Here is a 12,483-nt window from a genome sequence, read left to right as displayed (position 1 = left end):
TCTCTGACGGGAATATAGGTTATGAAAGACAAACCGGGTTTGAGCAAGCATAGCGACGCATACTCATTATTTGTCGTCTCATGTTATTTCAAACTATTAAATAAGTATTTCTGTAACCAATATACCCGGGCTCTAGCCGGCTCGATTTATCCGGTTTGTGTCGTTCCGGTCGAATATCGCGAGCAGGTCACGGAGTTCTGCACAGCAATGCCCCTGCGAGGATAATTTTTCTGTGAGGGAGAACGTATCCTGATGAGCTTCTCCAAGTAACGCTTCTGCGTCCACGCCTTCGGTAAGGCGGAATAACGGGAGACCCGATTGCCGGTTGCCTGTGAGGTCGCCGCCACCGCGTAATCTGAAATCCCTGTCCGCTATGAGAAACCCGTCTTCGGTTTCGCGCAAGAGGGAAAGCCGTTCCTTGCCGGTTGCGCCTGTTGCGTCATCATAGATCAGAAGGCAGAACGAGGCTGCCGCGCCGCGTCCCACCCGGCCGCGCAACTGATGCAGCTGGGCAAGACCGAAGCGCTCGGCATGTTCGATCACCATGACCGAGGCATTCGGGATATCTACCCCCACTTCGATGACGGTCGTGGCCACGAGGAGGCGGGTCTCACCCAGTCTGAAGCGGTCGAGTTCGGCCTGTCTCTGCGCGATTTCCTGACGCCCATGCGCCAGTCCGACGGGAACGGTCAGACGCTGTGACAGATCGGCCCAGCGCGCTTCCGCCGCAGCGACATCGAGCACCTCGCTCTCTTCCACCAGGGGGCAGACCCAGAACACCTGCGCCCCTCGTGCAAGAATGCGCGTGATCCCTCCTATCACCTCATCCAGCGTCGAGAGCGGATGCAGCGAGGTCTGGATCGGTTTGCGGCCGGGCGGTTTCTCGTTCAGGCGGCTGACGCTCAGATCGCCCCATTGTGTGAGCAGCAGCGTGCGCGGAATAGGGGTGGCGGTCATGACCAGAATATCGGTCTGGGCGCCCTTGCTGCCCAGGAGAGAGCGCTGCTGAACGCCAAAGCGATGCTGTTCGTCGATCACGGCGAGTCCGAGGTCATGAAAGACGACTTTTTCCTGAAACAGCGCATGCGTGCCCACAACGAGCCGTGCGGTGCCATCGGCAATGGCTTTAAGCGCTAGGCGGCGCGCCTTGCCCTTGACGCTGCCTGAAAGATACATGCAGGCCACACCGGAAAGACGAGACAGGGTTTCGAAATGCTGGCTCGCCAGAATCTCGGTGGGCGCCATGAGCGCTGCCTGCGCCCCTGCTTCCACAGCACGCAACATGGCGAGCAAGGCAACGAGCGTCTTTCCTGCGCCGACGTCTCCTTGCAACAGACGCATCATGGGCACGGGCGCTTCCATATCCGCATCGATCTCGATGATGGCCCTCTTCTGGGCGCCGGTCGGCTCATGGCCGAACCGCGCGAGCGCAGCGGCTCGGAGCAAATTATTGCCGATCAGGCTGCGTCCTTGCTGGGCGCGTGCCTCTCGACGGGCCAGTGCCAGAGAAAGCTGGTCGGCAAGACACTCATCATAGGCAAGACGCTCCCGGGCCATGAGTGCAAGGCGGGACCAGTCTCTGGCTGTATCGGCAGGGTCAGGCGCGGTTGGGGGGCGGTGCAGAATTTCAAGCGCTGCGGCGAAGTCCGGCCAGTCGTGGCGTGCAAGCCGATCGGGCGGGATCCATTCTGCCAGAGGCGGCAGCAGGTCGAGCGCCCTGTGCATGGCGCGGCGCATGATGGAGGGGAACAGCCCCGCCGTCAGTGGCCAGACCGGGTCTATTGCCGGAATGGTATCGCGGCGCGCCCAACCTACCATGTAATCCGGATGGGGCAGGGTCAGGTTCAGGCCGTAGCGTTCCAGCTTCCCCGAAACCGCGAGTTCATCGCCGACCGCGACCGAGCGGATAAAGGCCTGATGAAAAAACAGGATCTCGACATCGTCGCTATTATCCGTTGCGCGTATCCGGAAAGGCTGCCGGGGGCGGGACGGCGCCGCGATATCGAGCACGCGCAGCCGTGCTGTGAGGGTAGCGCCCGGCATCAGGCGTGTCCGGGCCTCGGCCAGAGTCATGACGCTGCGTCTGTCCGTGTAACTGCTCGGCAGGGTGAATAGCAGATCCATCACGCGCGGGCCGCAGGCAACCTTGCGCAGGAGATCGGCGTAACGGGGGCCGATGCCTGACAGAGTGCCAAGCGGCGCGAGCAGGGGTGAAATCCGGTCGATCTCTGGAGACATGGCCTTCATGGAACATGGGCTGACAGCAGGAATTCGACAGGCTATAGGATAGAACCGTCATGGAACAAAACGAAACCATCGCCTGGCAGCCTGACTGCATTGTGGCGCGCGTGCTTTGGATTTCTGGATGACCGATACCCCCAGCTGGCCGACCGTTTGGGGCGTGCCGGAAGCCTATACCGCTTTTCTGCTGCGCCGCCGTCTGGGTGAGCATGATGGCCCCCTGATCCATGTGGCGCGCGACGATGCCGCCGTCGCTGCCTTGGCCGACATGCTGGCCTATGTCGAGCCTGACGTGCACGTGCTGCGCTTTCCCGCCTGGGATTGCCTGCCCTATGACCGCGTATCGCCCAACCCGGCGATCACGGCGGAACGCGCTGCGACTCTGACGCGCCTGCTCGAGCCTGCGGGCAAGATACGGCGGATTGTGCTCACCACGGTTCATGCGCTCGTCCAGCGCGTCCCGCCGCGCGATGCGTTTCGTAACCAGGCCATCGCGGTCAAGAAGGGCGAGAGCCTGGATCAGGCAATGCTGATCGAGCTTCTGATCGCGAGCGGCTATACCCGTACCGATACGGTGATGGAGGCAGGGGAATTCGCCACGCGTGGCGGGATTTTCGATCTGTTCCCCGCGGGAGAGAGCGAGCCGATCCGCCTCGATCTTTTTGGCGATGAAGTGGATAATATCCGTCGCTTCGATGTGTCGAGCCAGCGCTCTACCGAGACGCTCGCAGCCTTCAAGCTGCGCCCGGTTTCGGAATATGCGCTCAGCCCCGATGCCATCAGTCGCTTTCGGTCTGCATGGCGGGACCTGTTCGGGCCGTCTTCCGCGTCGGATGTGCTCTACGAGAATGTCTCGGAGGGGCGTCGTTTCCCGGGGCTCGAACACTATATCCCGCTTTTTCACGAGCATATGGACACGCTGGTCGATTATCTGCCCGATGCATCGATCAGCATGGACCATCAGGTGCCCGATATCCTTGCGGCAAGGCTGGAGATGATCGCGGACCATTTCGAGGCGCGCAAGGCGCCTGCCCGTGAGGGGGAAGCCATTTACCGCGCTCTGCCGTCACATCTGCTGTATCTCAACCGCGCGGGCTGGGACGCCATGCTGGCGCGCGTACCCTGTCTAGCGCTCAACCCCTTCGCCAAGCCTGACATGGCCGAAGGGATCGATGCCGGTGGTCGTCCCGGGCCAATCTTCGTGCGCGGCAAGGATGGCACGCGCGAGGGCGCCTTCGAGGCGCTTCGTACCCAGCTCGAGGGCTGGGAGAAGGCCGGACGGCGCTGCTACGTCACGGCCTGGACCAAAGGCTCACGCGAGCGCATCGCATCGCTGCTCAAGGAGCACAAATTCACAACCGAGTCCCATGACAGCTGGGCGAGTGCGGCAGGTATTGCGCCGGGCACGATCGGGCTGGTTCTACTCGGGCTCGAACGTGGTTTCGTGGCCGAACGCATGGCCTTCATTTCGGAGCAGGACCTGCTGGGTGAGCGTATAGCCCGGCCGCCGCGCCGCAAGCGACGCGCTGAACAGTTCATTACCGAGGCCTCTGAAATTGCCGAGGGGGATCTCGTCGTTCATGCCGATTACGGGATCGGAAGGTACGAGGGGCTCGAGACGGTCAGCGATGGCGTCGCGCCTCATGACTGCCTGAGGCTGCTTTATGACGGGGCGCAGAAGCTCTTCCTGCCCGTCGAAAACATCGAATTGCTGAGCCGCTTTGGCTCCGAACAGGGCGGCGTCGCGCTGGACAAGCTGGGCGGTCAGGCTTGGCAGGCCCGCAAGGCCAAGATGAAAGAGCGTATCCGCGATATGGCGGGCGAGCTGATCCGCACGGCTGCGGGTCGCGCCATGAAGGAAGCGCCTTCTCTCATGCCTGCGGAAGGGATGTGGGATGAGTTCTGCGCCCGCTTCCCCTTTGTGGAAACCGAAGACCAGTCCCGCGCGATTGCCGACGTGCTGGAAGATCTGACCTCCGGCCGTCCCATGGACCGCCTCGTTTGCGGCGACGTAGGTTTCGGCAAGACCGAGGTGGCGTTGCGTGCGGCTTTTGTTGCTGCGCTTTCGGGCGTGCAGGTGGCCGTCGTGGTTCCCACAACGCTTCTGGCGCGTCAGCATTTTCGCAGTTTCTCGACCAGGTTCGAGGGCTTTCCTGTGCGCATCGCGCAGCTTTCACGTCTCGTCACGGCGAAGGAGGCTGCTGAGACACGTCGTGCCCTGGAGGAGGGTCAGGTCGATATCGTGGTTGGAACCCACGCTTTGATCGCCAAATCGATCAATTTCGCGAATCTGGGTTTGCTGATCATCGATGAGGAGCAGCATTTTGGTGTGGCGCATAAAGAGCGCCTTAAGACCATGCGCGAAGATGTGCATGTTCTCACGCTTTCGGCCACGCCACTGCCGCGAACCTTGCAGCTTTCGTTGACCGGCGTGCGTGAAATGAGCCTGATTGCCACGCCGCCGACCGACAGGCTCGCGGTACGGACTTTCATCACGCCTTTTGACAGTGTGATGATCCGTGAAGCTATCCAGCGTGAGCGGTTCCGTGGTGGTCAGGTCTTCTGCGTTGTCCCGCGCATCGAGGATATGGACCGCATGGCGGATCGTCTGCGCGATATCGTGCCCGATGCGAAAACCGTCCAGGCACATGGTCGCCTGACCCCGGCTGAGCTCGAGCGCGTCATGACCGAGTTCTCTGACGGGCGCTACGATATTTTGCTTTCTACCAATATCGTGGAGAGTGGGCTTGATATGCCCGCAGTGAATACGCTCATCATCCATCGGGCCGACATGTTCGGCCTGGGGCAGCTCTACCAGCTTCGCGGGCGCGTCGGGCGCGGCAAGCAGCGTGGCTACGCGTATCTGACCTGGCCGCAGAGCCATCGCCTCTCCCCCGCGTCTGAGAAGCGTCTTGAGATCATGCAGACGCTCGATACGCTTGGCGCAGGGTTCACCCTTGCCTCGCACGATCTCGATCTGCGTGGGGCTGGCAATTTGCTGGGTGATGAACAGTCCGGGCATATCAAGGAGGTTGGGATCGAGCTCTACCAGCAGATGCTCGAAGATGCCGTGACCACGATGCGCCTGCAGAAAGACCAGAAGCGCGCGGAGGACAAGGACTGGACGCCGAACATCATTCTCGGACTGCCAGTGCTCATCCCCGACGCTTATGTGCGCGATCTTCCCGTTCGGCTGGGGCTGTATCGACGGATTGCGGGTCTCGAAGGGGAGGCCGAACTGGATGCCATTCGCGCTGAACTGGTCGATCGTTTCGGCTCTCTGCCGCAGGAGGTCGAAAACCTGCTCGATGTCGTCGTGATCAAGCGGCTCTGTACCGCTGCCGGAGTCGATCGCCTCGAGGCGGGTCCCAAGGGCATGGTCATCCAGTTCCGCAACCGCAAATTCCGCAATCCCATGGGGCTGCTGAAATGGGTGGAACGTCACAAGGATCAGGGCGTGAAGCTGCGCCCCGATCAGAAGCTGGCAGTCGTGCGCGAAATGACGAACGCCCAGCGCATTACGATGGCCCGCAAGGTCATGGGAGCGCTGAAAAAACTCGCTGAAAAGGCGGATAGCTGAACGCGGTGAGTGGCACCTGACCGTTTTGGGTTAGTCATAGATAGGGAGCCTAGACGGTGTGCTACCTCGCCACTTCCAAGAGGGCGGCTCCCTCTTGCGCAGCTTATGGCGCAGCCTGTTCCTCAGGGGGACTATTCTCTGGCGAGGTATGTCAAAGCTCTGGTGGTTCCGTCTGCAACGTCGCCATCCTTCCGTAAGGCCGTGCCCCGCTTTCCTCGGAAAGACCGCCCTTATGAACGATGCCTCGGTCATTGCGGGTTTCGAAAGGATGACCGTCCGTCGGTGAGGGATTGAAGAAAGCCCCATTGCAGCGGTTCGGGGTATTGCTATCTCCCGTGAGGCGCTCCTTCGCCCTCCTGGAAGACTGCCTTGCGGTCGTATGCGAGGCAACTCCCCTTCGCCATTGTTGTCGTCCCGGCCTGGGGCGCGTGCGAATGCGCGTCTCTTGAGTGGGAGGTCGGGCGTACATCGGTGCTACGCAACTTCCTCGCATGTCACTTGTTCGATTGATATCGAATAAATGGAGACAAATGATGCTCAAACTGGATCTTTCAGGAAAGAAGGCACTGGTCACAGGGTCGACAGGCGGGATCGGATTGGCGATTGCGCAGCGGCTTGCCGAGGCAGGCGCGCATGTGATCGTGAATGGTCGAGGCGAGGAGCGGACAAACGCTGCCATCGAGACCATCAAAAAGGTGGCACCCGAGGCCAAGCTGACCGGGTTCGCGGGGGATGTGGCGAAACCCGAAATCATCGCCCAACTGGTCGAGGCGCATCCCGGGGTCGATGTGCTGGTCAATAATCTGGGTATTTTCGAGGAAGTGCCGTTCGGCGAGATCAGCGATGAGGAGTGGCTGCGCTTTTTCGACATCAATGTCATGAGCGGAGTGAGGCTTTCGCGCGCTTATCTGCCTGGAATGGTGGACCGCAAGCAGGGACGTATCGTCTTCATTTCAAGTGAGTCGGGTCTCAATATCCCTGCCGAGATGATCCATTACGGGTTCAGCAAGGCCGCACAGATCGCTATCGCGCGTGGGTTGGCGGAGAGCGTCAAGGGGAGTGGCGTGACGATCAATAGCGTTCTTCCAGGCCCGACACGCACCGAGGGGGTCATGAGCATGATCGACAAGGCGGCAGAAAAATCGGGTCGAACGGCGGAGGAAGTGGAAGCGGGCTTCCTGAGGGAGAACAGGCCGACCACGCTGATCGATCGACTGGCCGATCCGGAGGAAGTGGCGAATATGGTCGCCTATGTCTGTTCGCCGCTGGCCTCGGCGACTTCTGGCGCTGCGTTGCGGGTCGAGGGTGGGTTGTTGCGTCATCCCGGATGAGAGCGGGCGCGTCCCTGCTCCGGCAGGAGCCGATCGATGAAACAGCGATCGCCGGCGCGACCTGCGATGTCGATCAGGACGCCGCTCAGAATCCCTCGCTTGTCGTACAGGGAGGCAGCACCAAAGCCTCCGTCGCTCCCCGTACTGGCGATGAAGAGGGATGCATGGCCGGTGGAGACGGAAAGAGTCACGGCGAAATGGGCGCCGGGTGGAATTCGGGCGGTGAGCCATTCGAACGTGGTGCCCGGCCCTTCGACTGCGTCCAGTTTGACTAAGGCGGTGCGACCTGTCTCGGTAAAGATCCCGATACAGCCAGCATCTACGCTGAATTCGAGGACCATCTGCTTTGTGTGCGGCATGGTCCCCGCGGCCTCAAGCCAGATGAGGCTGTTGGTATGAGCGTAATAGGCGTCGCTTTCATCCCCCGATTCGAAAACCCATGGGGTCAGGGGAAAGGCCGCTTCGGGTAAGGTCACATGCCCCAAAGTCTCGATGTCGCTGAGGGGATCGCCGAGATAGAGAGTCGGCCCCTCGGGGAGGGGGTCGAACGCCGTCCATGAGAAAGGTCGGCCAGACTGGATGGCGAGCCACTCGCGTGCTGCTGATAGGTGAGACGCATTCTGTCCTGTTCTGCCCAAGAGGGGCTCGCGTCGCGCCGCACCTTTACTGCCTGGTACAAGGCGCGACCACCAAGCCATGCCTCTGCTCCCGAACACGGTTTTCCGAATCAGCGCTTAAGGTGCACCCAGGCATTGGCCTCGACCAAACCATGTTGTCGTGATCGAGGGCGACGATCTGCTTCGTGGCTAGGCGGGGAGTCAATATGTCGACACGAGCACTATGGGGGGCGGCTTTATGACCTCATAGGAGATTGCCGTATGGCAGGGGTGCTTCACCCGCTACACCAGAACGGTGACTCCCACGCCGCGCAACTGCGTTGCCCCATACCACCCGTCCAATGCGCCTGGGATTCTCTGCTTCTCAGTTAACCGGGATAGGGATGGAATTGACCTTGAGAATGCCGCTGGAGAGCGTCAGATCCCAGGTCACCTTGTTTCCGTCACGATGTCCCATGAACTGGGCTACAGAGAGCGCAGTGCTGACGCCGGTCGGCAAGACAGGCCGGATGACGGCAAGCAGATCGTTGAGATCGGTGATCGTCAGGTGAAGCTCGCCCGAACTCGAACCCGCGGTATGACCCGGGGCGACCCAGCCATTGCCGTCCAGCCGGCCCTTTGCCCAGATCCCCTCAAGAGACGAAATCGTGATGCGCCCGGTAGGCGATTTGGTGTCATCGAGCATCTGCTCGGGGATCGTCAGTGTCGTGCGTACGCTGCCTGGCAGGGCCGAGCCGCCAGGCGAGGTCAGCCCGTTCGTTGCGAAGACAATATCGATACTCCCCCGTGCCTGACCGGCTCTCAGCGTAGCGGTAATCTGATCCGCCGCGTAACGGGAGTCTCTTTCAGAGAGGCCGACCTGGTGCCAGACGAGCTCCGCAACAGCGCCCTTATGCAGGGCTTCACGCAAATTTTTTAGTGCGGGGCGTCCATCGACGCCGCGGCAACCGGCAGGACTGCCGTCATGGACGAGTTTGAGCAGCCCGAAGGAGATCAGGGCGTTCGCGTCGCGCAGATTGGGCAGGGTGAGATGGCCCTGTCGATCCTGAACTGAAACCTGCCCTACCGTCAGATGGGCGCTGTTGCCTGAAAGCGTGGCCCCGTATCCCGTCATCGCGAGGCTGGCCGAGCCCATGGTACGTGAGGCGGCAGAGACGCTCATGCAGGCGGCGGGGATAGCATCGGCGCGTGCCTGACCCGACAGGGTACCCAGAGCGATCAGACCGATGAGAGAGGCGGCAGCTATTTTCATATGGGAGAGGATGGGGCTCTTCATACCGGCACACAACCGGAATTTTGCGGCAGGAGTTAGGCGCGCCGCCTCTCGCCCGCTATGAGAGAGGAAAGGCCGGTCAGGCTGGGTCATGTCGTGGGGGAGTGGTGTCGATGAGTGGTCTCGATCCGAAAGACTGGACGGCGCTGCGCGCCTTGTCGCATCGCATGCTGGATGATGTATTCGATCGTGCCGAGCATATGGGGGAGGGGCCGGTCTGGCAGCCTATGCCCCAAGAGGCACGTGACGCGTTTCGCCACGACCTGCCACAGGAGGGTGAGGCGGCCGAGCTTCTATACTCCCGGTTTCTGGGGCAGATACGCCCCTATTCGAATGGCAACACCCATCCCGGTTTCATGGGGTGGGTCCAGGGCGCGGGTACGCCCATCGGCATACTGGCCGAATTGCTGGCGGCAAGCCTCAACGATAATTGCGGCGGGCGGGATCATGCGGCCATCGAGGTCGAACGTCAGGTGATCCGCTGGGCGGCTGAGATGGTGGGGATGCCGGTCGATTCCTCGGGCTGTCTGGTCACAGGCTCGTCACTGGCCAATTTCATCGGGATCATCACAGCCAGCCGTGCGGCTGATCCCGGATTACGGGCAGGTGGGGTAGGGCAAAGCAAGCTAATTGGCTATGCCGCCGAGACCGCCCATGGCTGCGTGAGCCGCGCCTTTGATCTCGCCGGGCTTGGGAGCGACGCACTGCGGCTGATTCCTGTCGATGAGCTTTATCGCATGGACAGCGCAGCTCTTGCGGCGCGCATCCGGCAGGACCGACAGGCAGGGTATGCCCCTTTCATCATCGTGGGCACAGCCGGCAGCGTGGATTGCGGCGCGGTCGATCCGCTCGATGAATTAGCCGCCATCGCCCGTGCAGAGAAATGCTGGTTCCATGTCGATGGTGCGTTCGGCGCCTTCGCAAGGCTCTCCCCTGAGCATGCGATCATGCTGGACGGAATCGAGCAGGCGGATAGCCTTGCCCTTGATTTCCATAAATGGGGGCAGGTGCCCTATGACGCGGGGTGTGTCCTCGTGCGTGACCGGGCGCTCCATGCCCAGGCCTTCGCGCAATCCCTTAGCTATCTGACGCGCGCTGACCGAGGGCTGGCGGGTAACGCGCCCTGGCCCTGCGATTTTGGCCCTGATCTTTCGCGTGGATTTCGGGCGCTCAAGGTCTGGATGACCATTGCCCATTATGGCGCTCGCCGCCTGGGGGAGATGGTGGCGGAATGCTGCGCCGTGGCCCGATATCTGGCAGAGCGCGTGGAGGCCGATGCGCGTTATCTGCTCATGGCACCGGTAGCTCTCAATATCGTCTGTTTCACTCTGGCTGATCGCGATGATGCGGCGATCGATGAACTGGTGAAGGATCTGCATGAGAGTGGCGTTGCGGCTCCCTCGACCACCCGCATCGAGGGGCGGATGGTCATCAGGGCTGCTATCGTCAATCATCGGACAACACGGAAGACTATCGACGCCATGCTATCTAAAATCGAAAGACTCGCCTGTATCTGACGTCTCTCCACCGGCCTTCAGGGGCCGGTGGGCGCGGTTCGATTCAGGATAGCCTCTCAGCGGGCGACAAAGAGATCCGAAAGCTGTTTGATCATGGTTCCGCCGAGTTCTTCCGCATTGGTGAGCGTGACTGAGTTCCGGTAATAGCGCGTCACGTCGTGGCCGATCCCGATAGCGAGGAGTTCGGTTTCGGGTGAGGCTTCGATGCGGGCAATGACCGAGCGCAGGTGATCCTCCAGATACGAACTCGGATTCGTCGAGAACGTGCTGTCATCCACGGGTGCGCCGTCCGATATCACCATCAGGATGCGCCGGTGTTCAGGGCGGCGGCGCAGGCGTTTCCAGGCCCAGACAAGGGCTTCGCCGTCGATATTTTCCTTGAGGAGCCCTTCGCGCAGCATCAGCCCGAGATTATTGCGCGCGCGTCTCAGTGGGGTATCGGCGTCCTTGTAGATGATATGGCGCAAATCATTCAGACGTCCCGGATCGGGCGGGCGTCCGGCCGCAACCCAGCGTTCGCGGCTCTGGCCGCCTTTCCATGCGCGTGTTGTAAAGCCGAGCACCTCGGTTTTGACGCCACAACGCTCCAGCGTACGGGCGAGGATGTCGCCGCACATGGCGGCCACTGAAATCGGTCTTCCGCGCATCGAGCCCGAATTATCGATCAGCAGCGTCACCACGGTGTCGCGGAATTCGGCCTGACGCTCGATCTTGTACGACAGGGACAAGGTCGGATTGGCCACCACGCGGGCAAGCCTTGCCGCGTCGAGAATGCCTTCTTCCTGATCGAAAGCCCAGGAGCGCTGCTGCTGCGCCATGAGCTTGCGTTGCAGGCGATGAGCAAGGCGCGAAACGACGCCCTGCAGGCTACTCAGCTGCTGATCGAGCTGCTGACGCAGGCGAGCAAGTTCGTCGGGATCGCAAAGATCCGCGGCATCGGCTTCCTCGTCGAAGGCCGTGGTGAAGACTTTATACGCCGGGAGGGCAGAGGCGCCCTCGCTTTCCTTGCCCTCGTCGTCTTCGAGGGTTCCTGCGGGCTGCTCAGCGCCTTCATCCTGGAGCTCGGAGTCGCTCGCCTCGCGGCTGTCAGGCTGCTCGGTCGGCTCGGGCTGAAAGCCGTGTGTCTCGCTGTCGTCCTGATCCTGGGGGGAGGGCTCGTCATCCGGCTGGTCCGACTCGGTCTGACTGTCATCATCCTCGTCCGGATCATCCGCCTCGCTCTGATCTTCCTGTTCGGGCTCCTCGGTCAAATCGAATGCCTTGAAGAGCCCCGAACAGGCCTCGGCAAAGCGCGTCTGATCCATTTGCGCCGAGGCCAGACGCGCAAGGGCGTGCTGAGCCTCGGGGGAAAGCGTGTCGCGCCACGATTTGAGGGCGGGGCCAGCCTGGTTTGGTGATTTCTCACCCGAGAGGGCCTCGCGCACCAGGAGGGGTAGAGCAACAGTCGCGGGCATGTCGTCACGCGCGCTCATGCGACCGTAGCCGCCTTCATTGCAGTCGAGGGCGAGTTTCTGCCTCAGATTAGCCTGAACCCCCGCCATATGACGCGCGCCGAAAACCTCGCAACGCACCTGCTCCAATGCGTCGTAGAGCGGTCGCGTTTCGGCACTGTCGGCGTTGGCGGGCAGGGGAGAGAGCGTCGCGTCATGATGCTTGAGACGCAGGGCCGCCGCATCGGCCGCGCCTCGCACCCGTGTCATCTCCTGCGGGGTCAGCGCACGCGAGACGTAGGGAAGCTGGATACCACTGCCGGATTTGGCAGCCGCAGAAGCTGCGAAGCTGATTTCCGTCTCGGGTTCGCCGGACATAGCACGCAGGGCAGCAGTCGTTGCGCGACGAAAGGCATCCGTGCGTTCGCTGCCCGGAAGAGCCAGATCGGTCGTGCTCCTGTCAGGGGTCTTTGCTCTGGGAGAGGCCATGAGCG

Annotated in this window: 7 protein-coding genes; 3 read left to right on the top strand and 4 right to left on the bottom strand. The window is 61.5% G+C overall.

Annotation, left to right across the window (positions count from 1 at the left end; genetic code table 11):
* Window positions 1-132: 132 nt before the first annotated feature.
* Window positions 133-2,247 carry an ATP-dependent DNA helicase RecG gene (gene recG, locus AA0535_RS05810; protein WP_264814976.1) on the bottom strand — a complete coding sequence of 705 codons (2,115 nt, stop codon included), beginning with the start codon at window positions 2,245-2,247 and terminating at the stop codon, window positions 133-135.
* A 118-nt stretch (window positions 2,248-2,365) separates the two neighbouring features.
* On the opposite strand from recG, the gene mfd reads away from it, so the two are divergent.
* Both mfd and AA0535_RS05800 read left to right on the top strand, forming a co-directional pair.
* The gene (mfd, locus tag AA0535_RS05805) at window positions 2,366-5,821 is read left to right on the top strand and encodes a transcription-repair coupling factor (protein WP_264814975.1); all 3,456 of its coding nucleotides are present in this window, start codon (window positions 2,366-2,368) and stop codon (window positions 5,819-5,821) included.
* Window positions 5,822-6,354: 533 nt separating this feature from the next.
* Window positions 6,355-7,152, top strand: a complete 798-nt coding sequence (locus AA0535_RS05800; protein WP_264815020.1) for an SDR family NAD(P)-dependent oxidoreductase — start codon at window positions 6,355-6,357, stop codon at window positions 7,150-7,152.
* Here AA0535_RS05800 and AA0535_RS05795 read toward each other — a convergent pair.
* Window positions 7,140-7,850: a hypothetical protein gene (locus AA0535_RS05795; RefSeq protein WP_264814974.1), complete on the bottom strand. Its 711-nt coding sequence runs from the start codon at window positions 7,848-7,850 to the stop codon at window positions 7,140-7,142. The two genes, AA0535_RS05800 and AA0535_RS05795, sit on opposite strands and share 13 nt — an antisense overlap.
* 283 nt (window positions 7,851-8,133) lie before the next feature.
* Window positions 8,134-9,045 carry a DUF2125 domain-containing protein gene (locus tag AA0535_RS05790; protein WP_264814973.1) on the bottom strand — a complete coding sequence of 304 codons (912 nt, stop codon included), beginning with the start codon at window positions 9,043-9,045 and terminating at the stop codon, window positions 8,134-8,136.
* A gap of 110 nt (window positions 9,046-9,155) precedes the next feature.
* Between AA0535_RS05790 and AA0535_RS05785 the strand changes: the two genes are divergently transcribed.
* On the top strand, window positions 9,156-10,559 hold the full coding sequence (locus AA0535_RS05785) for a pyridoxal phosphate-dependent decarboxylase family protein (protein WP_264814972.1): 1,404 nt from the start codon (window positions 9,156-9,158) through the stop codon (window positions 10,557-10,559).
* Between the two features lie 56 nt (window positions 10,560-10,615).
* On the opposite strand, the gene AA0535_RS05780 is transcribed toward AA0535_RS05785, so the two are convergent.
* The gene (locus AA0535_RS05780; RefSeq protein ID WP_264814971.1) at window positions 10,616-12,478 is read right to left on the bottom strand and encodes a cobaltochelatase CobT-related protein; all 1,863 of its coding nucleotides are present in this window, start codon (window positions 12,476-12,478) and stop codon (window positions 10,616-10,618) included.
* Window positions 12,479-12,483: the final 5 nt, after the last annotated feature.

This window comes from Asaia krungthepensis NRIC 0535 (assembly GCF_025995175.1).
GTDB lineage: Bacteria > Pseudomonadota > Alphaproteobacteria > Acetobacterales > Acetobacteraceae > Asaia > Asaia krungthepensis.
The sequence above is the reverse complement of the archived record's forward strand: the minus strand, read 5'-3'. Positions and strand labels throughout refer to the sequence as shown.